Here is a 25,368-nt window from a genome sequence, read left to right as displayed (position 1 = left end):
GACAAACAAAACGTTAATTGTTGCAAGTTGGTGAAATAATAATTAACCGATAAGTAAAGGTTAACTGCCAAAAAGAGACAATACGCATAAATATTTAACCTTTCAAACACGTGTTCACCCGGTCCATTCAAAATTATTTGCAAACATTAAAAAATATTTTTTTATTTAAAATCAATAAATTAATGCAATAAACCCTATTATTTATCTGGTTTTTGGCCGCTCTAGTTCCCCACCTTATGATCCAAATCAATTTTTACCCTATACTGCTTTGCTAGTATCTCATTGCGTTGTTTTAACCCTAAAGTGAGAGAGTTAGTGTGAAAGCTGACAACCCCTTCGATCTGATATTACCTGCGGCAACGGCGAAAATCGCTGAAGATGCAGGCGTGTATAAAGCCACCAAACATCCGCTGAAAACTTTTTATTTGGCGATCACTGCCGGTGTCTTTATTTCCATCGCATTTGTGTTTTATATCACAGCGACTACCGGCACTGCCGGTGTGCCTTTCGGCCTGGCAAAACTGGTCGGCGGCATCTGTTTCTCTCTGGGGTTAATGCTGGTTGTGGTCTCAGGTGCAGACCTGTTCACCTCCACCGTGCTGATTGTGATTGCCAAGGCCAGCGGCCGCATCAGTTGGTACCAATTGACAGCCAACTGGTTGAACGTCTATATCGGCAACCTGATTGGCGCATTGTTCTTTGTGGCACTCATCTGGTTCTCCGGTGAACACATGGTCGCCAACGGCCAGTGGGGCCTTAACGTCCTGCAAACCGCTGACCACAAGCTGCACCACACTTTTATTGAGGCCGTCTGCCTCGGCATTCTGGCTAACCTGATGGTCTGCCTGGCCGTGTGGATGAGCTATTCCGGCCGCAGCCTGATGGACAAAATGTTCGCCATGATCCTGCCGGTCGGCATGTTTGTCGCCAGCGGTTTCGAACACAGCATCGCCAACATGTTTATGATCCCTATGGGTATCGTGGTTAAACACTTCGCCACGCCGGAATTCTGGCAAGCCGTAGGGGCAGCACCCGAGCAATTTGCTCATCTGACCGTAAGCAACTTCATCATCGACAATCTGATCCCAGTCACCATTGGCAATATCATTGGCGGCGGCCTGTTGGTTGGGTTGACTTACTGGGTAATTTATCTGCGTGGTGGTGAACAGCAGCATTAAGCTGTCAGTCACCGTGCGCCGAGTTAGAAATCCACAATTAAAGGTAGGTGTATAATGACCGAACTTAACGAGAAGTTAGCCAAAGCCTGGGAAGGTTTCAGCAAAGGTAACTGGCAGAATGAAGTCAACGTTCGTGACTTCATCCAGAAAAACTACACTCCTTACGAGGGTGATGAATCCTTCCTGGCCGGCGCGACTCAGGCCACCTCCACCCTGTGGGACAAGGTTATGGAAGGGATCAAACTGGAGAACCGCACCCATGCGCCAGTTGATTTCGACACCAACGTTGTCGCGACCATCACTTCCCATGACGCAGGCTACATTGCCAAAGAGCTGGAAACCATCGTAGGCCTGCAGACCGACGAGCCATTGAAACGCGCCCTGATCCCGTTCGGCGGCATCAAAATGGTTGAAGGTTCTTGCAAGGTTTATGGCCGCGAACTGGATCCACAGCTGAAAAAAGTCTTCACCGACTACCGTAAGACCCACAACCAGGGCGTATTCGACGTTTACACCAAAGACATCCTGAACTGCCGCAAATCCGGCGTGCTGACCGGTTTGCCGGATGCCTACGGCCGTGGCCGTATCATCGGCGACTACCGCCGCGTTGCGCTGTACGGTATCGACTTCCTGATGGCCGACAAGCTGAGCCAGTTCAAATCTTTGCAGAGCAAGCTGGAAAGCGGCGAAGATCTGGAAATGACCATTCAGCTGCGTGAAGAAATCGCTGAACAACACCGCGCGCTGGCCCAGATTAAAGAAATGGCGGCCAAATACGGCTGCGACATCTCCGGCCCGGCGACTACCGCGCAAGAAGCCGTACAGTGGACCTACTTCGGCTACCTGGCCGCGGTGAAATCCCAGAACGGCGCAGCAATGTCCTTCGGCCGCGTGTCCACCTTCCTTGACGTGTTCATCGAACGCGATATCAAAGCGGGCAAGCTGAACGAAGAGCAAGCGCAGGAACTGATTGACCATCTGGTGATGAAACTGCGTATGGTGCGCTTCCTGCGTACCCCTGAGTATGATGAGCTGTTCTCCGGCGACCCAATCTGGGCGACTGAATCCCTGGCGGGTATGGGCGTTGACGGCCGTACGCTGGTCACCAAAAACAGCTTCCGTTTCCTGAACACCCTGTACACCATGGGGCCGTCTCCGGAACCGAACATGACCATCCTGTGGTCTGAAAAACTGCCGTTGAACTTCAAAAAATACGCGGCGAAAGTGTCTATCGACACCTCATCCGTACAGTACGAAAACGACGATTTGATGCGCCCTGACTTTAACAACGATGACTATGCCATCGCCTGTTGCGTCAGCCCGATGATCGTCGGCAAGCAAATGCAATTCTTCGGCGCACGTGCCAACCTGGCGAAAACCATGTTGTACGCCATCAACGGCGGCGTTGATGAAAAACTGAAAATTCAGGTAGGCCCGAAAGAAGCGCCAATGATGGACGACGTGCTGGACTATGACAAAGTCATGGAACGCATGGACCACTTTATGGACTGGCTGGCCAAGCAATACGTGACCGCGCTGAACATCATTCACTACATGCACGACAAGTACAGCTATGAAGCTGCGCTGATGGCCCTGCATGACCGTGACGTTTACCGCACCATGGCCTGCGGCATCGCCGGTCTGTCGGTCGCGGCTGACTCCCTGTCCGCCATCAAATACGCCAAAGTCTCCACCATCCGCGATGAAGACGGCCTGGCGACCGACTTCAAAATCGAAGGTGAATACCCGCAATTCGGTAACAACGATGCCCGCGTTGATGACATCGCCTGTGACCTGGTAGAACGTTTCATGAAGAAAATTCAGAAACTGCGTACCTACCGTAATGCGGTACCGACTCAATCCGTACTGACCATCACCTCTAACGTGGTGTACGGCAAGAAAACCGGTAACACTCCAGATGGTCGTCGCGCAGGCGCGCCGTTCGGTCCTGGTGCCAACCCGATGCACGGCCGCGACCAGAAAGGCGCAGTAGCATCTCTGACTTCCGTAGCCAAACTGCCGTTTGCCTACGCGAAAGACGGGATCTCCTACACCTTCTCCATCGTGCCAAACGCTCTGGGTAAAGATGACGACGTGCGTAAAGCCAACCTGGCAGGCCTGATGGACGGTTACTTCCATCACGAAGCCTCCATCGAAGGCGGCCAGCACCTGAACGTTAACGTGATGAACCGTGAAATGCTGCTGGAAGCGATGGAAAACCCTGAGAAATATCCTCAGTTGACTATCCGCGTATCCGGTTATGCCGTACGTTTCAACTCGCTGACCAAAGAACAACAGCAAGACGTGATTACCCGTACTTTCACCCAGTCGATGTAATTGCCCCATCCGGGCGGGGTTTCCCGCCCGGTGGTAAAGCTGAATACCGGGGCCGGATATTTCCGGCCTTTTTAACAAACGCAGTTCCCCTGACTCATCGCGAGTCTGTTTTGCCAGACAGCTATACTGAATGAAGTTGATGGATATCCGGCAAAACAGTTATCCGGTGTAATAATCGGCCAACAGGAATCGTTCCACCCCAGTCGCCGGGCCCATCCGGTTGCTGCATCGCTGATCCCTGGCCGGCGGTTATGAACCTACTTTTAGACTGCGCTTGACAGTCAATATTGGAGAACCCCCTGCAATGTCAGTGAAAGGCCGTATCCACTCCTTCGAATCCTGTGGCACCGTTGACGGTCCCGGGATCCGCTTTATCGTTTTCTTCCAGGGTTGCCTGATGCGCTGCCTGTATTGCCATAACCGCGACACCTGGGACACCCATGGCGGCAAAGAAGTCACCGTAGAAGAGCTGATGAAAGACACCGTCGCTTACCGGCACTTTATGAACGCTTCCGGCGGCGGCGTGACGGCCTCCGGCGGCGAAGCCATTTTGCAGGCCGAGTTTGTGCGTGACTGGTTCCGTGCCTGCCAGCAGGAAGGCATCAATACCTGCCTGGATACCAACGGTTTTGTACGGCGTTACGATCCGGTGATCGACGAGTTGCTGGACGCCACCGATCTGGTGATGCTGGATCTGAAACAGATGAACGACGACATCCATCAGAACCTGGTCGGCGTCTCCAACCACCGCACGCTGGACTTCGCCCGCTATCTGGCGAAGCGCAATCAGCGCACCTGGATCCGTTATGTAGTGGTGCCCGGCTGGTCCGACGATGACGAATCAACCCACATGCTGGGTGAGTTCACCAAAGACATGACCAACATCGAGAAAATCGAACTGCTGCCCTATCACGAACTCGGCAAGCACAAATGGGTGGCGATGGGGGAAGAGTACAAGCTGGACGGCGTCCATCCACCAAAAGCGGACACGATGGATCGCGTTAAAGGCATTCTGGAAAGCTACGGCCATAAAGTGATTTATTGATCTTTTTGCCGAGATCAAAAAACCGGCGCAATGGCCGGTTTTTTTGATCTCAGGCGGCAGCCAATGGAGTCTGGTGATGCTTTGTTTTTTTCAGCAACATCATCAGGTACACCAGCGCAACGGCAGCAATCATCACAAACAGCAGACGGTCGGAATAATTCTGCATCAACAAGGCCGTCATCGATGGGCCAAGCAGGCTGCCGATGGTGTAGCTCATCAGCAGTGCCTGATTCATCGCCACCAACTCATGCGGCAGCGCTTTCTCGCAGGCCCAGGACATCGCCACCGGGTACAACGTGAAACCGGCACAGCCGAGAATAAACAGCGCCGGCGCCATGGCATAGTTGCCGAGCATCGCCACACTGGCGAGGATCACCACAAATACCTGAATGCGCAGCACCAACAGGCGGCCATAGCGATCGGCCAGGCGCCCTACCGGCCACTGCCCGACAATACCGGAGCTGACCAGCAGCGCCATCCAGTAACCGACGTCGGCGTCGCTCATACCCTGATGGGATAAATACAGCGGCATCAGGCCATACAGTGAACCCAGAACAATACCGGAGATAATGCAACCATTGATGCCCAGCCGCGCGCTGCGGCGTTTCAGCATTGGCCATACCGCCGCCTGCTGCGGTTCGTCATGCTGGCTGTTAACCCGCGCAAACAGCATGGGCAGCATGGCGCAGATGATGATGGTGGCCACCCACGGCACTACGTTCAGCAATTCGGTCGATACCAGGCTCAGCAGCAGTTGGCCGATCACGGTGCCAAGATAGTAAACCATCATATAGGCCGCCAACAGTTGCCCGCGGTTGGACAGGTTACCGCTGCGCAGCAAGGCGCTTTCAACGATCACCCAAATCCAGGCGCAGCCAATGCCGGCAAAGAAACGCCAGCCCATCCAGCTCCAAAAATCGAGCGACAGCGCCATACCGGCCGTCGCGACGGCAAACACCACGCAGGCAAGATGATAGCTGCGGGTAAAACCGATGCGTTTGATCAACTTGCCCGCTATCAGCGTGCCCACCAGGTTGCCGGTAAAGTAAGAAGAACTCACCATCCCCACCTGGCCGGTTGACAACTGAGCGTGAGTCAACCAAAGAGGGACTAACGTATTCAATACGGCAATAGAAACCGTGAGCAATAACAGGCCGCAGAGCAGCAGGAGCACTGGGCGGGAATATGCGGACATAGTGAAATTGAAACCGAACGCGCGATGAGAGTGCGCGCATCATGCCACTGGCGATAAAAAAGTCAATCCGCTCTTATCTATGCACCGCACAATTTGTTTCACTCCCGGCGGCAGAGGCAACGCGGAGCAAAAAGGGCTATGCTGACGGCAGAAGAAATTCACTCCCGCAGAGACATAATGAAACAGACTATCGATAATGCCGTAGGCACATTGCTGGCGGATATAGGCAGCACCCATGGCGAACTTCTGGACGTAGTGCAACGGGTTCGCCAGGTGGTCACGGCAACCGGTGGTGGCGTCAGTGAATCGGTAAAATATGGCGGCATCATGTTTGCCCATAGGGCATTTTTCTGCGGCGTGTTCGCCTACAGCAGCCATGTAACGGTTGAGTTTGGCCGGGGCTATTTACTCGAAGACCACCAGCGGATGCTGGAGGGTAGCGGTAAGTATCGCCGGCATATCAAGCTTTATTCGGTTGCCGATGTCGAGACAAAACACCTGGCGAGCTACGTCAGGCAGGCCTATGAGCTGGAACCTCCACGCTGAAACCTGCATGCATCTGCGGCACTTAAAAAGATAAGACGATGAAGAGACGCTCTATTCAGATCGTCTCCAGCCGCCTCAACGGTATGGAAATATACGCTGGTCGGTTTCCCCGGCATTTATCGGTCTGTCCACAAGTTGGCGTTGACCAGCCACTGGCCCTCTGATTTTCAGACATAAAAAAAGCGCCCGCAGGCGCTTTCTTACCGGTTTGCTTTTCAGCCGATATATTCCAGACCATTCATGTAAGGGCGCAGTACTTCCGGCACCTGAATGCGGCCATCGGCCTGCTGATAGTTTTCCAGCACGGCTACCAGCGTACGCCCCACAGCCAGACCGGAACCGTTCAGCGTGTGCACCAAACGCGGCTTTTTCTCGGTTTTGCTGCGGCAGCGTGCCTGCATGCGGCGCGCCTGGAAATCCCACATGTTTGAACAGGAAGAGATTTCACGGTAGGTATCCTGAGCCGGCAACCACACTTCCAGATCGTAGGTTTTGCAGGCACCGAAGCCCATGTCACCGGTACACAGCAAGACTTTACGGTATGGCAGATTCAGCAGTTGCAGCACTTTCTCCGCATGGCCGGTCAGTTCTTCAAGCGCCGCCATGGAATCTTCCGGGCGAACGATCTGTACCATCTCGACCTTGTCGAACTGGTGCATGCGGATCAAACCACGGGTGTCACGCCCATACGAACCGGCTTCCGCACGGAAACATGGCGTGTGCGCGGTCATCTTCAGCGGCAAAGATTCCTCTTCCAGGATCTCGTCGCGCACCAGGTTGGTCAAGGGCACTTCCGCCGTTGGGATCAGCGCATAGTTGCTGCTGTCTGATTCTTCTTCCAAGGGTTTGGTGTGGAACAGATCATCGCCAAACTTCGGCAACTGACCGGTGCCATACAGCGTGGCGTGGTTGACCAGGTAAGGTACGTAGGCTTCCAGATAACCGTGCTGTTCCGTATGCAGATCCAGCATGAACTGCGACAGAGCACGGTGCATGCGGGCGATCTGCCCTTTCATCACCACAAAGCGCGAACCGGTCAATTTTACCGCCGCAGCGAAATCCAACCCACCGGCCATTTCGCCCAGATCAACGTGATCGCGCACCTGGAAATCGTACTGGCGCGGTTCGCCCCAGCGGCACACTTCCTGGTTCTCGCTGTCATCTTTACCGTTCGGCACGGCATCGTCAGGCAGGTTCGGCAACGTCAGGGCGTAATCGCGGATTTCGGCCTGCAAGGTATCCAATGCGGCCTTGGCAGCATCCAGCTTGTCACCCAGTTCGTTCACTTCGCGACGCAGCGGCTCAATGTCTTCCCCACGTGCTTTAGCCGCGCCGATGGATTTCGATCGGGAGTTACGTTCCGCCTGCAGCGTTTCGGTTTCTACCTGCAGAACTTTGCGGCGCTCTTCTTGCGAACGCAGCAGATCCAGATCGAGTTTAAAGCCTCGGCGAGCCAGTTTGACGGCGACTGCGTCTAGCTCATTACGCAGCAGATTGGGATCGAGCATGCTAATCCTGTGCTTATTGTTATTGAAAGAAAATTTGTCGTTTTATTTGGCTGAATATCAACCGAATAAGGAAAGAGTGATACCCGGTAACCTTACCGCAACGGCAACGCTAGCGGTAGCGTTTTGTCGGGCTATTTTGATCCTGCTCAGCCAGCCATGCCAGCTTCTCGCCGATTTTTCCTTCCAGCCCGCGTGCGGTCGGATGATAGTAACGGGTCCTGGCCATTTCAGGCGGGAAATAGTCCTCTCCGGCGGCATAAGCATTGGGTTCGTCGTGCGCGTAACGATACTCCGCGCCTAAGCCCATTTCCTTCATCAGCTTGGTCGGCGCGTTGCGCAGGTGCTCCGGCACGTCGTAATCGGCCATCTCTCGGGCGTCGCGCATCGCCGCTTTGAAAGCGGTGTACACGGCGTTGCTTTTCGGCGCGCAGGCCAGATAAACGATGGCCTGGGCGATTGCCCGTTCGCCCTCCGCCGGGCCGACGCGGGTAAAGCAATCCCAGGCCGCAATCGCCACCTGCATGCCGCGCGGATCGGCATTGCCAACATCCTCGGACGCAATCGCCAACAGGCGACGCGCCACATACAGCGGATCGCCGCCGGCGGTAATAATGCGCGCGTACCAGTATAGCGCGGCATCCGGCGCCGAACCGCGCACCGATTTATGCAGCGCCGAGATCAAATCGTAATAACGGTCGCCTTTATTGTCGAAGCGCGCACTGCGTTCTCCGGAGACCTCTTTTAGCAATGACGGCGTCAAAACGCGGATACCTTTGGCGTCGATTTCCGCCATATCCGCCATCATCTCCAGGCTGTTCAGCGCCCGGCGCGCATCGCCGCCCACCAACTCCGACAGCATGCGGCGCGTCTCTTCGGGCAACTCGATATTCTGGCCGCCGAACCCCCGGCTATTGTCTTTCATCGCCTGATCCAGCACCTGGCTGATATCGTCGGCGGTCAAAGCTTTCAACAAATATACCCGGGCGCGTGAAAGCAGCGCCGAGTTGAGCTCAAAAGACGGGTTTTCGGTCGTCGCGCCGATAAAGGTGATGGTGCCATCTTCAATATGCGGCAGGAAAGCGTCCTGCTGACTTTTGTTGAAGCGGTGCACCTCATCGACAAACAAAATAGTGCGGCGACCGGCGTCACGATTCTGACGTGCGCGCTCGATCGCCTCGCGGATCTCTTTGATGCCGGACGTGACGGCGGAAATCCGCTCGACGTCCGCCTGGCCGTAACGGCCGATCAACTCTGCCAACGTCGTTTTCCCGGTGCCCGGCGGCCCCCACAAAATCATCGAATGCAGTTGCCCGGCCTCGATGGCGCGCGGCAAAGGCTTGCCGGCAGCCAGCAGGTGTTGCTGGCCGATATACTGCGCCAGCGTGGTTGGCCGCATCCGCGCGGCCAACGGCTGGAACTCGTTCTGGGAAAAATCGAGCGACATATTACTCACGCGGACCTCACTGGCGCTGGTCGTCCAGCGTCACCCCCTTCGGCGGGGTAAATTTGAATTTGGCGGCGTCAACAGAGGTATTTTGTTGGCTTTTCAGCGCGTAAGAGCTGCGCTGGCCGTCTTGCTCAACCGCGGCAAAACTGCGGATAGTACCGCTGTTGGTTACGGTGATGGCGAACTGTTTCAGGTTGCCGCTGCTGGATTTTGGCGTCAGCTCAAAATCATCGCCTTTCTGCTTCACATTATACTGTTTCCAGTCATTGGCATCGTTGCGGGTGATCAGCATAAACGGCGTGTTGCCGGTGGCATTTTTCAGCCAGGTAGCAGTGACCTGCTCAACAAAGGGGTTATAGAACCACAGGGTTTGGCCATCCGATACCAACACGCTCTCGTCAGGTGAGGTCATGTGCCAGTTAAACAGATTTGGGCGTTTCACCCACAGTTCACCTTCGCCCTGCTGTACCGCAGCACCATCGCTGCTGGTCACGGTCTGGGAGAAACTGGCATGGAAACTGTTCACTTTCGCCAGACGACTTTGCAGATCCTGTGCGGCATCGGCCAGCACAGAGGTGGAAGCGAATCCCGAAAGCAGACAACAGGCAATCAACAGTTTTTTCATTATTCCAGATACCTTATGAAATGCATTAACCGCAAGGCGGTGCCGTGCGGGTCAAATTAACCCTTAACCAACGCTACTTTACCCGAAGCCACAAGCCGGCAGATAGGCCAATGTTCCGAGAAGCAGACGGGTTTACGCTTCTTTGCACAAGGGCCGCTAAGCGGCCCTTTATTATTGAATAACAACGATTAAAGCTTCATCAGTCATGCCGTGGCGGAGCCAATACCTCGCGGTTGCCGTTATGCCCCTGCTCGCTGACAATGCCCTGCGCCTCCATCTGTTCGATGATGCGCGCAGCGCGGTTATAGCCGATGCGGAACTGACGCTGCACGCCGGAGATAGAAGCGCGGCGTTTATCCACCACAAACTCCACCGCCTGATCAAACAGCGGATCCAGCTCTTCGTCACCTTCCAGGCCGCCGCCGGCGCCACCCTCACCGTCGTCACCGGCGCTGAGGATACCCTCTTTATATTGAGGCCGCTCACGCGCTTTCCAATCCTTGACCACCGCATGCACTTCCTGATCGCGCACAAATGCACCATGCACACGTACAGGAATGGAGGAGTTAGGCGCCAGATACAGCATGTCACCCATCCCCAACAGAGATTCGGCACCGCCCTGATCGAGGATAGTGCGCGAGTCAATCTTGCTGGATACGGTAAAGGCGATACGGGTTGGGATGTTGGCCTTGATCAGGCCGGTGATCACATCCACCGACGGACGCTGGGTCGCCAGCACCAGGTGGATCCCCGCGGCACGCGCTTTCTGCGCCAGACGAGCGATCAGTTCCTCAACCTTCTTGCCCACCGTCATGATCAGGTCGGCGAATTCGTCCACCATCACCACGATGTAAGGCTCTTTCTCCAACACAGGCGGCGTAATGTCCATGCTGTCGCTCGGCTTCCAGAAAGGATCCGGGATCGGACGCCCCATCGCTTCAGCCTGATCGACGCGTTCGTTATAACCGGCCAGGTTACGCACGCCGAGTGCAGACATCAGCTTGTAGCGGCGCTCCATCTCGGCGACACACCAACGCAGGGCGTTGGCGGCGTCTTTCATATCGGTCACAACGTCCGTCAACAGGTGCGGAATGCCTTCGTAAACCGACAGTTCCAGCATTTTCGGGTCAATCATGATAAAGCGCACTTCTTTCGGCGTGGCCTTATACAAGATGCTCAGGATCATGGCATTGACCCCAACCGACTTACCGGAACCCGTGGTACCCGCCACCAGCAGGTGCGGCATTTTAGCCAAATCGGCCACCACCGGCTCACCGGAAATGTCTTTACCCAGAACGATCGCCAGCGGCGACGGATTGTCGCGGAACGCTGGGCAATCCAGCACTTCGCGCAGATAAACCGTCTGACGTTTAACGTTAGGCAGCTCCAGCCCGACATAAGGCTTGCCGGGGATGACCTCTACCACACGCACCGCCGAGGTTGACAGCGAGCGGGCCAGATCGCGCGACAGGTTGGAAATACGCGCGGCCTTGACCCCCGGCGCCAGGTCCAGCTCAAAGCGGGTAATAACCGGGCCAGGTAAAATATCCACTACGTCGGCTTTCACCCGGTAGTCGGCCAAACTCGCTTCCACCAAACGCGCCTTTTGCTCCAGCGCGAAGGAGTCCACCGGCTCCACCTCTTTCGGGGCTTCGGTCAGCAGATCCAGCGTCGGCAACGGCGTGGTCGGTTTTTGCAGCGGTTGATCGTTACGCATCAGGAACGGGTGGATCAGGCTGTCCATTGCCGGCTGCTGCGGTGCGGCCGGCGTCGGTTGCGCCACAGGTTGCTGATAGGCTGACGGTTGCTGCGCTACCGGCTGCTGCTGAGGTGGCTGCTGATAAGCCGGCTGAGCGGGCTGCCGATAAGCAGGTTCGGCCGGCTGGTATGGCTGCGCCGCCGGAACCTGAGACTGCGGCGAATAAGCCGGTGCAGCAGGCTCAAACTGGCCAAAGGGGACATCGTCTTCACGTTCGCTTTGCTGCTCGATACGTTCTTCGAGCTGCGGCGACAGTGTGAACAAGGGTTCACTCGGGCTATCGTCGACCAAATCATCCATCGGCGAGAAGCTGAACGCGTTGCGGGTATCTACCGGATTGGCGATCGGCGCCGATTGCACAGGTTCCTGCTGGCCATAGCGAGCCTGCTGTTGCTCGGCAAACGCCTGACGCAACGCCGCTTCCTGCAGGGCCTGTTCATCATCCTGATTATCCTGCGGATACTCTTCGCCGTAACGCTGGCTTTGCTGTTCGGCAAACGCCTGACGCAGCGCCGCTTCCTGCAAGGCTTCTTCATCTTGCTGATGGCTTTCCGCGGTTTGCAGCGGTTGATCGTCGCGGGGACGCTGTTCCTGCTCGGCTACGCGCTGCGAAGGCAGCTTGATGCCGTAAGAAGCCAGCTCGCGCCGGGTAGGAATACGCACCGGATTCGGCCGCGGCAATTCAGGGCCGATGCCCTGTTTCACCTGCGAGTTGCCGTCGCTGGTGGCCGTAAAGGCCGGCATAAAGGTATTGGCGGCAACGGCACCGACAGCAGCCGCAGCAGCGGCTTCCGCCTGCGGTTTCACGCTGCCAAATGGCGTCATGTCAGGTTCAGCGGCACTGAAACCCGTCGACGTGCCAACGTCAACGCTGTCGCGCTGAGCCGCAGAGAAATCAAACGGAGAGCGATCGCGCGGCTGAGATACGGCCGGTGCGTCCCAATTGCCCAAACGGGGTTCGTCATCGTCCCGGTAAGGATCGGCCTGGCGCGTCATTTTCGGCGCCGGCGTCTCTTCAGGAATTTCAAACGAATACAGCGGTGGCGCCGTGTTTTCCGCCGCAGCGCTCATCGGATGTTGGTTCACCGAGGCTGGAGCCGCCGGCGCTGCCGTTACCGCAGGAGCCGCCACCGGAGCCGCTATCGGCGCTGGAGCAGGCGTTGCCGGCGTGCTGACGGCCGCCGGCGCGACAGGTGCCGCATCGGCATCGTCGTTAGCCCGCAAGCCGTTGAGCAGAGGATCGTCAGCCTCGTCTGCCGCTGCTTTGGCGGCATCCGTTACCGAAGGTGCTGAGAATAGCACGTCGTCTTCCGCCGCGTTGGCCGCTGCCGCAGAAGCGGCTACAGCAACCGCTGCGCCCTTCCCTGCCTGCTGCGGTTCATCATCGACGTAACGATCGTCATCGTCGTGGTAACGCTCATCACGACGTGAACGGTTGGTCATGAAGGTGGCCGTACCCAGCACCACGCCGCCGATTCTCTCGGCGATAACCAGCCAGGACCAGCCGGTAAACAGCGTGAGTCCTGCAGCCCATACGCACAACAATGTCAGCGTTGCGCCAATACCGTTGAACCACGGCAGCATGGCGTTGCTCAACAAGCTGCCGATGACGCCGCCGGAAGCGAAGTAATAGAGATCGTCGACATTCAGTGCCGCCAGGCCACACGAAGTGAGCACCAGCGCCAGCGTGCCGATAAGGCGCAGCGAGAGCGCAAAATAGTCGATGTAATCGCCGCTGTCGCGCTGACGGTAGGCCGCCCAGCACAAAACCAGCATGATCGGCGGTATCGCGTAAGCGAGTACCCCGAAAGTGAAGAACAGTGTGTCGGCCATCCAGGCTCCGACGCCACCACCCAGGTTATGAATCGGCTCATGCCACGCGGTCTGCGACCAGCTTGGGTCAGACGGATTGAAACTGACCAAGGCAGCCATGAGGTAAATGGCAAAAATCGCTACCACGATCAACACAGCCTCAAGCAAACGGCGGCCACTGCTGAGTTTTTTCAGGGTAACTTCTTTATCTTCTGTATATTCCTGGCTCAAGAAAGGCTCTCCAGGTTCCTGTTAGCTGACATAGCAACAGCGCCGAGAAGCTTCCCCGGCGCCGAAACTGTATGAATAAACAGGAGTGTAACCAATTTAATCAGGTTTTGCACCTGCACCTTACCGTGTTTTGATAACCAGACGGTTACTCTGTTTGACTTCTTCCATGACCACGTAGGTACGGGTGTCGTTAACCCCCGGCAGACGCAGCAAGGTTTCACCGAGCAACTTACGGTAAGCCGACATATCCGGCACGCGGGTTTTCAACAGATAGTCGAAATCACCGGACACCAGATGACACTCCTGAATTTCTTCAAGTTTTTGAACTGCTGAGTTAAATTGCTCAAACACATCCGGCGCGCCGCGGTTCAGCGTGATTTCCACGAAAACCAGCAGAGATGCATCCAGATAATGCGGGTTGAGCAAGGCGGTATAGCCATGAATAAAACCCTGGCGCTCGAGGCGGCGCACGCGTTCTAAACATGGGGTTGGGGATAACCCCACGCGCTTCGAAAGCTCAACGTTCGATATACGTCCATCCTTCTGTAACTCGTTCAGGATATTGCGGTCGATACGGTCGAGATCTTTACCCGGGCGTTTCTTATTGTCTGCCATTATTATTGTCTCTCTTATTTTCTTCCCTGCACTTGCCACACCCTAGCCAACGTCAATGTGTAAGGGCTTGTTCCAAGCGAAGACCCGATGCCTGTTATATGCTTCACTACCATCATTCATCGTTGTGCAGCCTGTCTGTCAACCCTGCACAACGTATTCAAATGACGTTCATTTCAAGAAGGAAATTGCCATTCGCTAACGCTATGTTCCCCTCACCTGCTGCTGTCTGCTTAAACAATGGCGCAAAACTCTGCACCGCCGCCGCAAATACGTACGATTTACTGCCGGCAGGGGGATAATTTCTTCTTCCTATGATGTTTTCGCAAATGCGCAGCGGATTGTCAAAGTAAAAGAAGCAAAATCAGAAGAACCTGCCGTCATGAAAAGTTAGCCCCCCATTTTTAGTTATGAATCGCTGGCTTAAATCCCGCAGCGCAAAACGGCTTAAACCCGGTAAAGGTAGTGTTTCAGGTCGAATGCACGCATAACGTCGGCAACGGCTTCCATAAGTTAAATTGCTGCGTTTGCGCTCACTTGGTCAGCAAAACAATAATTAATAGGGCATAGCTATCAAACAAATCGTTAACAACATCCGCTGATGCTTTTTTTAATGCTGCATTTTCCCTACAATCGGTTTCATTGTCCGCATTGTGGGAAAAGAGGGTATTCATGGGCACGGCTAAACATAGCAAACTACTGATTCTGGGTTCCGGCCCTGCCGGCTATACCGCCGCGGTTTACGCAGCGCGCGCAAACCTGAGCCCGGTATTGATTACCGGTATGGAACAAGGTGGTCAGTTGACCACCACGACCGAAGTGGAAAACTGGCCGGGCGACGCAGAAGGTCTGACCGGCCCGGTACTCATGGAGCGCATGCGCGAGCACGCAGAAAAATTCCAGACCGAGATCGTGTTCGATCACATCAACAGCGTCGATCTGCAGAACCGTCCGTTCCGCCTGTTCGGCGACAGCGGTGAATACACCTGCGATGCGCTGATCATCGCCACCGGCGCCTCCGCCCGTTACCTGGGCATGCCTTCTGAAGACGCCTTCAAGGGCAAAGGCGTTTCCGCCTGCGCCACCTGCGACGGTTTCTTCTACCGCAATCAAAAAGTCGCGGTCGTCGGCGGTGGCAATACCGCCGTGGAAGAAGCGCTGTATTTGTCCAACATCGCCGCTGAAGTTCATTTGATCCACCGCCGCGACAGCTTCCGCTCAGAGAAGATCCTGATCGACCGGCTCATGGATAAAGTGAAAAACGGCAACATCGTGCTGCATACCGACCATACGCTGGACGAAGTGCTGGGCGATCAAATGGGCGTTACCGGCGTGCGCATTCGCAGCACCAAAGCGGAAAACGCAACGCAGGAACTGGCGGTGGCCGGCGTATTTATCGCCATCGGGCACAGCCCGAACACCAGCATTTTCGGTGGCCAACTTGAGCTGGAAAACGGCTATATCAAAGTTCAGTCCGGCATTCACGGCAACGCCACCCAGACCACCATTCCTGGCGTATTCGCCGCCGGTGACGTGATGGACCATATCTACCGTCAGGCGATCACCTCCGCCGGGACCGGCTGTATGGCGGCGCTGGATGCTGAGCGTTACCTCGACGGCATCGCTGGCGCAGAAGTGCTGTAACGGCACATTCTGTTATCCTGAAAAGCGGCTGCCTCAGCCGCTTTTTTTGTACCTTAAATATGCGCGGACGGGCATTCGATGCAAAACCTCCTCCACTGGCGCTTGCTGGTCGCCGTGGCCGACAGCGGCAAAATTACGCTGGCGGCAAATCAATGCGGCATGACCCAGTCCGGTGCCAGCCAGGCTATTGCCCAGTTAGAGGACGTCCTGAATACGCCGCTGTTCGTCCGCCTGCCGCACTGCGTTACGCTGACGCAAAGCGGCGAGAGGATTGTCGCCCACGCCCGCATTATGCTGGCCGAACTCGATGCGATCCAAAGCTACGCGCTGCAGGCGAAAAGCGCGCATTCGGGCAAGATTCGCCTGGCCAGCTTTCCCTCGGCATTTGCGCTCCTGCTACCGCCGCTATTGCGGAAATTCCGCCGCCGCTACCCCGCCATTGAACTGGTTCAGTTGGAAGGCACCGATCGGGAGGTGGAGGACTGGCTGGCGCTGGAAACCGCCGACGTCGGCGTGGTGTTGAACCCAAAGGAAGAAAAAAAAGGCTATCCTTTGGGACAGGATCAGTGGCTTGCGGTTACCGCCAGCGGCCACCCGCTGGCCAGGGGGCGGCAACCGGTGGATTTCAGGGCACTGGCCGGGTTGCCCTTTGTGCTGGCTACCGGCGGCTGTAGCCTCAACGCGCAACTGTTGGCACAGCAGGCCGGTATTACGCTGGCTGACGTACGCGTGACCGTCAGCGACTGGAGCACCGCACTGACGCTGGTGCGCGAAGGCGTCGGCGTTTCGTTGATGCCTGCGTCGGTGATACCGAGCGATGCCGCCGGCATTTGCGCTCTGCCGTTGAGTGTCCCGCTCTACCGTTATTTTGGTCTGGTCTGTTCGTTCACTGGCGCAAGCTCTGCACCGGTACAAACCCTGCTGGATTACCTGCGCGATCATCTGCCACACCCCGTCAGTAGCTGAACTGATGACGGGTTTCTGACATTCTAATTTTTCTGCAGGCCGCACCGGCACCATGCTGTCGGTTAAGCGATATCGCTTTTTGCCTCAGGAACGCTCATGAAACTCTATTTTGCGCCCGACACCTGTTCGCTATCCCCGCATATTGTCCTGCGGGAGCTGGAATTGCCGTTTGAACTTATCCGGGTGAATAACCGCAGCAAACGCACCGCCGACGGCGGTGATTTTTACCAGGTCAATCCCAAGGGTTATGTCGCGGCTCTGATGCTGGAAGATAGCCGCGTGATTACCGAAGGCGCAGCCATCGTGCAATATCTGGCGGATTTGCGCCCCGACGCCGCACTGGCCCCCCCAGGCAATACCTTCGAACGGGTGCGCTTGCAGGAATGGCTGAATTTCATCACCGCCGAGATCCACGCCGGAGCCAGCCCGCTATTCAATGCAACCCTGCCGGAAGAGGTCAAAAGTCTGTTCCGCGACAAGCTGCGCCGCCGCCTCGATTATGTCGCTCAGACGCTCGACGGGCAGGATTTTCTGTTGGGTGAACGCTTTGGCGTGGCGGATGCCTATCTGTTTACCGTACTGCGTTGGATGGCCCGATTTTCCATCGAGTTAAAATGCTGGCCTTCGTTAACCCGGTATATGGCGCAGATCGGCCAGCGCAAATCGGTGCAAACCGCCCTGGCGGCGGAAGCGGCCAGCCGGGAGGTGGAATAACCTTCCCGACCAGAGTCTGTTATAGGGATATTTGACCGCTTTATTATTTTCAGTCTGCCGGGTGAAGAGGTAACATTGGCCTTCGCTTGTTCGCTTCAGGTTGAGGCAAACACTTTTTTTAACAGTACGTTAACCTTGCCTGTAACAACAGGCGTCGGCGACGCAGACTCATATCTGATGAAAAAAACCAGACAGCAACAGTTAACCCGTTGGCTCAAAACTCAGAGCGCGTTGGCGCAGCGTTGGCTGCGCCTTTCCATGCTGTTGGGGCTGATAAGCGGCATTTTGATTGTCGCGCAGGCATGGCTGTTGGCCGCCCTGCTCCACGCCCTGATTATCGAACACGCCCCGCGTGAACAGGTGATCCCTTCGTTTATCTGGCTGGCCGCCACCTTCGCGCTGCGTGCGTTGTTGAGTTGGCTGCGTGAACGCGTCGGTTTTATCTGCGGCCAGGTGATCCGCCAACGCATGCGCCAGCAGGTGCTGGACAAACTGCAACAGCTCGGCCCCGCCTGGATCCAGGGCAAACCGGCGGGCAGTTGGGCCAGCATCATCGTTGAGCAGATCGAAGACATGCAGGATTATTACTCCCGCTATCTGCCGCAGATGTATCTGGCGGTGTTTATCCCGTTGCTGATCCTGATTACCGTCTTCCCGATCAACTGGGCCGCCGGCCTGATTCTGTTGACGACGGCCCCGCTGATCCCGCTGTTTATGGCGCTGGTCGGCATGGGCGCCGCCGACGCCAATAGGCGCAACTTTGTGGCGCTGGCGCGGTTGAGCGGCAACTTCCTCGATCGCCTGCGCGGGCTGGATACGCTGCGCCTGTTTAACCGGGCGGAGGCGGAAACCGCGCAGATCGCCAAATCGTCCGAGGATTTCCGCAGGCGCACCATGGAAGTGCTGCGGCTGGCGTTCCTGTCATCGGCGGTGCTGGAGTTCTTTGCCTCCATCTCCATCGCCGTGGTGGCGGTCTATTTTGGCTTCTCCTTCCTTGGCGAGTTGAATTTCGGCAGTTACGGCACCGGCGTTACGCTGTTTGCCGGCTTCCTGGTGCTGATTCTGGCGCCGGAGTTCTTCCAGCCGCTGCGCGATCTGGGCACTTTCTATCATGCCAAAGCGCAGGCCGTGGGCGCCGCAGAAGCGCTGGAAACCTTCCTCGGCGCCACAGGCGAGCAAAGGGGCAATGGCACGCAGGAGCTGAATACCGACGCACCGCTGGAGCTAAAAGCGCAAGATCTCGAAATTCTGTCGCCAAACGGCGTGCTGCTGGCCGGCCCTCTCAGCTTCACCCTGCCCGCACACCAGCGCATTGCCCTGGTCGGGCTGAGCGGCGCCGGTAAAAGCTCGTTGCTGAATCTGCTGCTCGGCTTCCTGCCTTATCGCGGTTCACTGACGGTCAACGGCACCGAGTTGCGCGAGCTGGCAGCAGAAGGCTGGCGTCGGCAGCTCGGCTGGGTGGGGCAAAATCCGCACCTGCCGGCGCAAACGCTGCGGGCAAATATTCTGCTGGGCCACCCACAAGCGAGCGAAGCCCAATTGCAACAGGCGGTAGAGCAGGCTTACGTCAGCGAGATCCTGCCGCATTTGCCGCAGGGGCTGGACACTGAGGTCGGCGATAGCGCCGCACGGCTGTCCGTCGGCCAGGCGCAACGCGTGGCGGTCGCCCGGGCGCTCCTCAGCCCACGGCGTTTACTGTTGCTGGATGAGCCGGCAGCCAGCCTGGACGCGCACAGCGAACGACGAGTCATGCAGGCGCTCAACGCAGCCTCACGCCAACAAACCACCCTGCTGGTCACGCACCAGTTGGAAGATACCGAAGAATACGACCAGATCTGGGTCATGGAAAGCGGGCGGATCGTGCAACAAGGCGATTACGCCACGCTGAGCGCCCAACCTGGGTTGTTCGCCAATCTGATCGCACACCGCAGCGGGGAGCTATAATCATGCGCGTTTTGCTGCCGTTCCTGGCGCTATACCGTCGTCACAGCCTGCTGATCTGCCTGGGCATCCTTCTGGCCATCGTCACGCTGCTGGCCAGTATCGGCCTGCTGGCGCTTTCCGGTTGGTTCCTTGCCGCATCGGCGCTCGCCGGGCTGGCGGGCCTGTTTACCTTTAACTACATGTTGCCCGCTGCCGGAGTGCGGGGCGCGGCGATCTTCCGCACGGCCGGGCGCTACGCAGAGCGCGTGGTCAGCCACGACGCCACCTTCCGCGTTCTTTCTCATCTGCGGGTGTTTACCTTTAAAAAGATCCTGCCGCTGTCACCGGGCGGCATTGCCCGTTTCCGACAGGCCGATCTGCTTAACCGACTGGTGGCGGACGTCGATACGCTGGACCATCTGTATCTGCGGGTTATCTCGCCGCTGGTCAGCGCCGCAGTCGTGATCATCGTAGTCACCTACGGCCTCAGCTGGCTGGACAGCTCGCTGGCCCTGACGCTGGGCGGTATTTTGTTGCTGCTGCTGTTGCTGATACCGCCGGTATTTTACCGCGCCGGCAAGCCGATTGGCGGCCAACTGACCGCCCTGCGCGGCCAGTACCGCACCGATCTGACCGCCTGGCTGCAGGGCCAGGCCGAGCTGGTGGTGTTTGGCGCAGTCAACGATTTCCGCGCCGGTCTGGATGCCACCGAGCGGCACTGGCAGCGTCGTCAGTGGCAGCAGGCTTCGTTGGGCGGAATGGCGCAAGGGGTAATGATACTGGCCAGCGGCCTGACGGTGACGCTGTTGCTGTGGCTCACCGCCGGTGGCATAGGTGGCGATACCCAACCCGGCGCGCTGATTGCGCTGTTCGTATTTGCCGCGCTGGCCTCGTTTGAAGCGTTGATGCCTGTCGCCGGCGCCTTCCAACACCTCGGCCAGGTCATTGCTTCCGCGAGACGGGTGAAACAGATTATCGATCGGCAGCCGGAGGTCACCTTCCCGGCCAGCGGCCCGGCGACCGGGAACGGCGCCGCATTGAGCCTGCAACAGCTCACCTTTACCTATCCCGGCCAACCTCTGCCGGTGTTGCAAGAGGTTACGCTGGAAATTGCCGCCGGCGAACACATTGCGCTACTCGGGCGCACCGGCTGCGGCAAATCGACCCTGCTGCAACTGTTAACCCGCGCCTGGAACGCCGATAGCGGCAGCATGCTGCTCAACGGCCGGCCGCTCAGCGCCTATGATGAAACTACGCTGCGTCAGATGACCACCGTCGTCAGCCAGCGGGTGCATATTTTCAGCAACACGCTGCGGGAAAACCTGCGCATCGCCGCCCCGGAGGCGGACGATGAACAATTACGCGACGTGTTGTGCCAGGTCGGGCTGGAAAAACTGCTGGAAAACGAAGGGCTGAACGCCTGGCTGGGTGATGGCGGCCGCCAGCTTTCCGGCGGTGAACAACGCCGCCTGGGTATTGCCCGCGCGTTGTTGCATCAGGCGCCTTTGTTGTTGCTCGACGAACCGACCGAGGGGCTGGACGCCGAAACCGAACAGCAGATCCTGGCGCTGTTGCGCCGGCACTGCCAGGGCAAAACGCTGATCCTGGTGACTCACCGCCTGTATGGGCTCGAGCATCTTGACCGCATCTGCGTGATGGACGGCGGCCGAATTGTCGAACAGGGCGACCACCTTACCCTGATGCGCCTGCAAGGACGTTATGCCCGTTTCCGTCAGCGGATCAGTGGGATACCGCGTGAAAATGGCCTGTAGAGGACGCTGAGACCTTTTATGCGTATTGTTAAGCTGTCACCGCAGTCACTCGCGTTTCCCTCGCCAGAGGGCGCGCTGCGCGATCCTAACGGCCTGCTGGCCATCGGCGGCGACCTGACGGCGCCGCGTTTGTTGGCTGCCTATGAGCGCGGTATCTTCCCCTGGTTTTCGCCGGGGGAAGCCATTTTGTGGTGGTCGCCTGACCCGCGCGCCGTGTTGTTCCCGGCGCAATACCATATCAGCCGCAGCCTGAAACGCTTTCTGAACCACAATCCCTTTCGTATTACGCTGAACCATGACTTTGCTGCGGTGATTGCCGCCTGCGCCGATCGGCCGCATGAAGGCACCTGGATCGGCCCGGAGGTACAGCGCGCCTATCTGCATTTGCACCGCCTCGGTTTCGCTCATTCAGTCGAGGTATGGCAGGGTAAAGCGTTGGTTGGCGGTATGTACGGCGTGGCGCAGGGCGCGCTGTTCTGCGGCGAATCGATGTTTAGCCGCACCACCAACGCCTCCAAGTGCGCGCTATTGGCTTTTTGTCGGCATTTTGCCGCTTATGGCGGAGAATTGATTGACTGTCAGGTGCTTAACGCTCACACTGCCACGCTGGGAGCGAGAGAAATCCCCCGCCGCCAATTTTTACAGCAGCTCAGTAATCTTCAGCGCAAGCCGTTAGCACCGGAATGCTGGGCCGCGCAAGTCTTACCCCCACAGCAGGCTGAACCACCCTCCCCAACAAACTAATTTTGCGGAAACGGTGCAATGTTCACCGACACGTCTTTACATAATGTGGGTTTTTCGGCATTATCTTGCCGGTTAAAAACTAAGGTAGTTAGACCTAGAGGATTCGATGGCCAAAGAAGACAATATTGAAATGCAGGGCACCGTTCTTGATACGCTGCCGAACACTATGTTCCGCGTTGAATTGGAAAACGGGCACGTAGTCACCGCACATATCTCCGGTAAAATGCGTAAAAACTACATCCGCATCCTGACGGGCGACAAAGTCACTGTAGAGCTGACCCCGTACGACCTGAGCAAAGGCCGCATTGTCTTCCGTAGCCGTTAATCGGCTCACTCGTCGCCAGCCAACGGCGGCACCGAGGATGTAACCCCTCCGGAGCCCTTTCCGTTTACCCCCGTAGCAACGTTCAACATCGAGTTGCAAGAGCGCAGGTAAACCGAGAGGGCTCGCTCATTTCTGTCGTGGTGATGACACACTTTCACCCATAAAAAAAGCGATGCCGAAGCATCGCTTTTTCATTATCTGGACTGGCCGGCCTTTAGTGCACCGCGCCTTCATCCGCTTTGCGCTTCTGCGCGCTGAGGAAGTGGTAGGTCAATTTCTGGTTGTCCTTGTCCAGTTCGACCTTCACCGATCCACCGTCCACCAGTGAACCGAACAGCAGTTCGTTGGCCAGCGGTTTCTTCAGGTTTTCCTGCATCACGCGCGCCATCGGACGAGCGCCCATCGCACGGTCATAGCCCTTCACCGACAGCCAGTCACGCGCTTCGTCGCTCACTTCCAGCGATACGCCCTTCGCATCCAGCTGCGCCTGCAGTTCGACAATAAACTTATCGACAACCTGCTGGATCACCGCAGTCGACAGATGGTTGAACCAAAGAATGTTGTCCAGACGGTTACGAAACTCCGGCGTGAACACTTTTTTGATCTCTTCCATCGCATCAGTACTGTTGTCCTGCTGAACCAGACCAATCGATTTACGTTCTGTTTCACGCACCCCGGCGTTGGTCGTCATCACCAGGATCACATTGCGGAAATCCGCCTTGCGACCGTTATTATCGGTCAGGGTACCGTTGTCCATCACCTGCAGCAGCAGGTTGAACACATCCGGATGCGCCTTCTCGATTTCATCCAGCAACACCACCGAATGCGGATGTTTGAGCACCGCATCGGTCAGCAGCCCGCCCTGATCGTAACCGACGTAGCCCGGAGGCGCGCCAATCAAGCGGCTGACGGTATGACGTTCCATATATTCGGACATGTCAAAACGCAGCAGTTCGATATCCATCGCCTTCGCCAACTGTACCGTCACCTCGGTTTTCCCGACGCCGGTTGGCCCGGCAAACAGGAAGGAACCGACAGGCTTGCGATCGTGGCCCAGACCCGCACGGCTCATCTTGATCGCCTCGGTCAGCGCTTCGATCGCCTGATCCTGACCGAACACCAGCATTTTCAAACGGTCACCCAAGCTTCTCAACACATCGCGATCGCTGGCCGACACGGTTTTTTCCGGGATACGCGCAATACGCGCAACCACGGATTCAATGTCCGCAACGTTGACGGTTTTCTTGCGCTTGCTGATCGGCATCAGCCGGCTGCGGGCGCCCGCCTCGTCGATCACGTCGATAGCCTTGTCCGGCAGGTGACGGTCGTTGATGTACTTCACCGACAGCTCAACCGCCGCACGCACCGCCTTGGCGGTATAACGCACGTCATGGTGCGCTTCGTACTTGGTTTTCAGACCGTTGATGATCTGAATGGTCTCTTCCGGCGTCGGCTCGGTAATGTCGATTTTCTGGAAGCGACGGGCCAGCGCGCGGTCCTTTTCGAAAATGTTGCTGAATTCCTGATAGGTGGTGGACCCAATCACCCGGATCTTGCCGCTGGAGAGCAGCGGTTTGATCAGGTTAGCCGCATCCACCTGCCCGCCGGAAGCCGCACCGGCACCGATGATGGTGTGGATTTCATCGATAAACAGGATGCTGTTCTTGTCCTGCTCCAGCTGTTTCAGCAACGCCTTGAAGCGTTTCTCGAAGTCGCCGCGGTATTTGGTACCTGCCAGCAGCGAACCTATGTCCAGAGAATACAGCGTGCAGTCCGCCATCACTTCTGGGACGTCGCCCTGCACGATGCGCCAGGCCAGCCCTTCGGCAATGGCGGTTTTCCCCACGCCGGACTCGCCGACCAGCAGCGGGTTGTTTTTACGGCGGCGGCACAACACCTGAATAGCGCGCTCCAGCTCAGGATCGCGGCCAATCAGGGGATCGATACCGCCCACACGGGCCAACTGGTTGAGGTTGGTGGTGAAGTTTTCCATACGGTCTTCCCCTCCGGACTGCTCTTCGTTCACCGGGTTTTCCGCATTTGGCGCTTGGCCCGGCTCGTCTTTACGCGTGCCATGTGAAATGAAATTCACTACGTCAAGACGGCTGACGTCGTGTTTGCGCAGCAGATAGGCCGCCTGCGACTCCTGCTCGCTGAAAATCGCCACCAACACGTTGGCACCGCTGACTTCGCTGCGGCCGGAAGATTGAACATGGAATACGGCACGCTGCAGCACACGCTGGAAGCTTAGCGTCGGCTGAGTGTCGCGCTCTTCTTCGCTGGCAGGCAGCGTCGGCGTGGTTTGTTCGATAAAGGCTTCCAGCTCCTGGCGCAATGCGGCCAGGTCTACCGTACATGCCTCAAGCGCCTCTCGCGCGGCAGGGTTGCTGAGTAATGCCAGCAACAGGTGCTCCACGGTCATAAACTCGTGTCTGTGCTCACGCGCTCTGGCGAAAGCCATGTTGAGACTGAGTTCCAGTTCTTGATTGAGCATAAGCACCTCCCCAATAGTTGCCAAAATCTAGGCTTTTTCCAGCGTACAGAGCAACGGATGCTCGTTCTCCCTTGCATAACGGTTCACATGTACGACCTTGGTTTCCGCCACCTCGGCGGTAAAAACACCGCAGATCGCCTTGCCTTGATAGTGGACCGTGAGCATCAGTTGCGTTGCACGTTCAATATCATAAGAAAAGAACTTTTGCAGAACGTCAATCACAAATTCCATCGGTGTGTAATCGTCGTTGTTAAGTATAACTTTATACATAGACGGCGGTTTTACCGCATCGATTTGTTTTTCTTCGGCCAAGTGTTCAAAATTCAGCCAGTCGTTGTTATTGCCCATTGCCGCTCATCTTCTCTGCTCTGTCCTCTGATATGGGGACAGGTTCCGGTTATTCAAAGTGGGGATCATTACTATTTTATCATCTGCGCCATCATCCCGCCGTACTGGAACGTGCGCAAAAATCTCTGGCAAATTGTTACCAA

General features: G+C 56.8%; 19 protein-coding genes. 11 read left to right on the top strand and 8 right to left on the bottom strand.

The annotated features are described in order from the left end of the window. Positions 1-317: 317 nt before the first annotated feature. The 3 genes from focA to pflA all read left to right on the top strand — a co-directional run bounded on the left by focA (position 318) and on the right by pflA (position 4,560). Positions 318-1,178, top strand: coding sequence for a formate transporter FocA (gene focA, locus JK621_RS07170; protein ID WP_212559217.1), 861 nt, complete (start codon positions 318-320; stop codon positions 1,176-1,178). A gap of 54 nt (positions 1,179-1,232) precedes the next feature. Beyond that, complete coding sequence (gene pflB, locus JK621_RS07165) at positions 1,233-3,515, top strand: formate C-acetyltransferase (protein WP_212559216.1); 2,283 nt, start codon at positions 1,233-1,235, stop codon at positions 3,513-3,515. A gap of 304 nt (positions 3,516-3,819) precedes the next feature. Further along, entirely contained in the window at positions 3,820-4,560 is a 741-nt protein-coding gene (gene pflA, locus JK621_RS07160) for a pyruvate formate lyase 1-activating protein (protein ID WP_212559215.1), read from the top strand. A 49-nt stretch (positions 4,561-4,609) separates the two neighbouring features. On the opposite strand, the gene JK621_RS07155 is transcribed toward pflA, so the two are convergent. Continuing rightward, positions 4,610-5,755 (bottom strand): MFS transporter, encoded by a 1,146-nt coding sequence (locus JK621_RS07155; RefSeq protein ID WP_212559214.1) that lies wholly within the window; start codon positions 5,753-5,755, stop codon positions 4,610-4,612. Positions 5,756-5,932: 177 nt separating this feature from the next. Here JK621_RS07155 and JK621_RS07150 point away from each other — a divergent pair, with 177 nt between their 5' ends. Next, a complete protein-coding gene (locus JK621_RS07150; RefSeq protein WP_212559213.1) occupies positions 5,933-6,301 on the top strand; it encodes a DUF1801 domain-containing protein in 369 nt (122 codons plus the stop codon). A 215-nt stretch (positions 6,302-6,516) separates the two neighbouring features. On the opposite strand, the gene serS is transcribed toward JK621_RS07150, so the two are convergent. The 5 genes from serS to lrp form a co-directional block, all read right to left on the bottom strand. Continuing rightward, positions 6,517-7,809: a serine--tRNA ligase gene (gene serS / locus JK621_RS07145; protein ID WP_212559212.1), complete on the bottom strand. Its 1,293-nt coding sequence runs from the start codon at positions 7,807-7,809 to the stop codon at positions 6,517-6,519. Between the two features lie 109 nt (positions 7,810-7,918). Continuing rightward, positions 7,919-9,262 (bottom strand): replication-associated recombination protein A, encoded by a 1,344-nt coding sequence (locus JK621_RS07140; protein WP_212559211.1) that lies wholly within the window; start codon positions 9,260-9,262, stop codon positions 7,919-7,921. A gap of 7 nt (positions 9,263-9,269) precedes the next feature. Further along, entirely contained in the window at positions 9,270-9,881 is a 612-nt protein-coding gene (gene lolA / locus JK621_RS07135) for an outer membrane lipoprotein chaperone LolA (RefSeq protein ID WP_126481605.1), read from the bottom strand. Between the two features lie 199 nt (positions 9,882-10,080). Further along, positions 10,081-13,683 (bottom strand): DNA translocase FtsK 4TM domain-containing protein, encoded by a 3,603-nt coding sequence (locus JK621_RS07130; protein ID WP_212559210.1) that lies wholly within the window; start codon positions 13,681-13,683, stop codon positions 10,081-10,083. 120 nt (positions 13,684-13,803) lie between these two features. Continuing rightward, the gene (gene lrp / locus JK621_RS07125) at positions 13,804-14,298 is read right to left on the bottom strand and encodes a leucine-responsive transcriptional regulator Lrp (RefSeq protein WP_004928318.1); all 495 of its coding nucleotides are present in this window, start codon (positions 14,296-14,298) and stop codon (positions 13,804-13,806) included. A 669-nt stretch (positions 14,299-14,967) separates the two neighbouring features. Here lrp and trxB point away from each other — a divergent pair. From trxB to infA, 7 genes are all read left to right on the top strand, one after another. Further along, positions 14,968-15,939, top strand: coding sequence for a thioredoxin-disulfide reductase (gene trxB, locus JK621_RS07120; protein WP_212559209.1), 972 nt, complete (start codon positions 14,968-14,970; stop codon positions 15,937-15,939). A gap of 78 nt (positions 15,940-16,017) precedes the next feature. Next, complete coding sequence (locus JK621_RS07115) at positions 16,018-16,905, top strand: LysR family transcriptional regulator (RefSeq protein ID WP_212559208.1); 888 nt, start codon at positions 16,018-16,020, stop codon at positions 16,903-16,905. A 96-nt stretch (positions 16,906-17,001) separates the two neighbouring features. Then, the gene (gene gstA / locus JK621_RS07110) at positions 17,002-17,619 is read left to right on the top strand and encodes a glutathione transferase GstA (protein ID WP_212559207.1); all 618 of its coding nucleotides are present in this window, start codon (positions 17,002-17,004) and stop codon (positions 17,617-17,619) included. Between the two features lie 177 nt (positions 17,620-17,796). Continuing rightward, positions 17,797-19,563 (top strand): heme ABC transporter permease/ATP-binding protein CydD, encoded by a 1,767-nt coding sequence (gene cydD / locus JK621_RS07105; RefSeq protein WP_212559206.1) that lies wholly within the window; start codon positions 17,797-17,799, stop codon positions 19,561-19,563. Between the two features lie 2 nt (positions 19,564-19,565). Then, positions 19,566-21,314 (top strand): heme ABC transporter ATP-binding protein/permease CydC, encoded by a 1,749-nt coding sequence (gene cydC / locus JK621_RS07100; RefSeq protein ID WP_212559205.1) that lies wholly within the window; start codon positions 19,566-19,568, stop codon positions 21,312-21,314. 18 nt (positions 21,315-21,332) lie between these two features. Continuing rightward, entirely contained in the window at positions 21,333-22,058 is a 726-nt protein-coding gene (gene aat, locus JK621_RS07095; RefSeq protein ID WP_212559204.1) for a leucyl/phenylalanyl-tRNA--protein transferase, read from the top strand. 106 nt (positions 22,059-22,164) lie between these two features. Beyond that, complete coding sequence (infA, locus tag JK621_RS07090; protein ID WP_002211347.1) at positions 22,165-22,383, top strand: translation initiation factor IF-1; 219 nt, start codon at positions 22,165-22,167, stop codon at positions 22,381-22,383. 214 nt (positions 22,384-22,597) lie between these two features. On the opposite strand, the gene clpA is transcribed toward infA, so the two are convergent. After that, complete coding sequence (gene clpA, locus JK621_RS07085; protein ID WP_212559203.1) at positions 22,598-24,877, bottom strand: ATP-dependent Clp protease ATP-binding subunit ClpA; 2,280 nt, start codon at positions 24,875-24,877, stop codon at positions 22,598-22,600. 27 nt (positions 24,878-24,904) lie between these two features. Next, positions 24,905-25,225: an ATP-dependent Clp protease adapter ClpS gene (gene clpS / locus JK621_RS07080; RefSeq protein WP_004928347.1), complete on the bottom strand. Its 321-nt coding sequence runs from the start codon at positions 25,223-25,225 to the stop codon at positions 24,905-24,907. Positions 25,226-25,368 lie beyond the last annotated feature (143 nt).

Origin of the sequence: Serratia plymuthica (genome assembly GCF_018336935.1) — a bacterium.
GTDB classification, from domain to species: Bacteria; Pseudomonadota; Gammaproteobacteria; order Enterobacterales; family Enterobacteriaceae; genus Serratia; species Serratia plymuthica_B.
This window is presented reverse-complemented; position numbering and strand designations above follow the sequence as displayed.

Coding starts and splice junctions, on each gene's coding strand:
- pflB (WP_212559216.1), top strand. CDS start 1,233: ATGACCGAACTTAACGAGAAGTTAGCCAAAGCCTGGGAAGGTTTCAGC.
- pflA (WP_212559215.1), top strand. CDS start 3,820: ATGTCAGTGAAAGGCCGTATCCACTCCTTCGAATCCTGTGGCACCGTT.
- JK621_RS07155 (WP_212559214.1), bottom strand. CDS start 5,755: ATGTCCGCATATTCCCGCCCAGTGCTCCTGCTGCTCTGCGGCCTGTTA.
- JK621_RS07150 (WP_212559213.1), top strand. CDS start 5,933: ATGAAACAGACTATCGATAATGCCGTAGGCACATTGCTGGCGGATATA.
- serS (WP_212559212.1), bottom strand. CDS start 7,809: ATGCTCGATCCCAATCTGCTGCGTAATGAGCTAGACGCAGTCGCCGTC.
- lolA (WP_126481605.1), bottom strand. CDS start 9,881: ATGAAAAAACTGTTGATTGCCTGTTGTCTGCTTTCGGGATTCGCTTCC.
- lrp (WP_004928318.1), bottom strand. CDS start 14,298: ATGGCAGACAATAAGAAACGCCCGGGTAAAGATCTCGACCGTATCGAC.
- trxB (WP_212559209.1), top strand. CDS start 14,968: ATGGGCACGGCTAAACATAGCAAACTACTGATTCTGGGTTCCGGCCCT.
- JK621_RS07115 (WP_212559208.1), top strand. CDS start 16,018: ATGCAAAACCTCCTCCACTGGCGCTTGCTGGTCGCCGTGGCCGACAGC.
- gstA (WP_212559207.1), top strand. CDS start 17,002: ATGAAACTCTATTTTGCGCCCGACACCTGTTCGCTATCCCCGCATATT.
- cydD (WP_212559206.1), top strand. CDS start 17,797: ATGAAAAAAACCAGACAGCAACAGTTAACCCGTTGGCTCAAAACTCAG.
- cydC (WP_212559205.1), top strand. CDS start 19,566: ATGCGCGTTTTGCTGCCGTTCCTGGCGCTATACCGTCGTCACAGCCTG.
- aat (WP_212559204.1), top strand. CDS start 21,333: ATGCGTATTGTTAAGCTGTCACCGCAGTCACTCGCGTTTCCCTCGCCA.
- infA (WP_002211347.1), top strand. CDS start 22,165: ATGGCCAAAGAAGACAATATTGAAATGCAGGGCACCGTTCTTGATACG.
- clpA (WP_212559203.1), bottom strand. CDS start 24,877: ATGCTCAATCAAGAACTGGAACTCAGTCTCAACATGGCTTTCGCCAGA.
- clpS (WP_004928347.1), bottom strand. CDS start 25,225: ATGGGCAATAACAACGACTGGCTGAATTTTGAACACTTGGCCGAAGAA.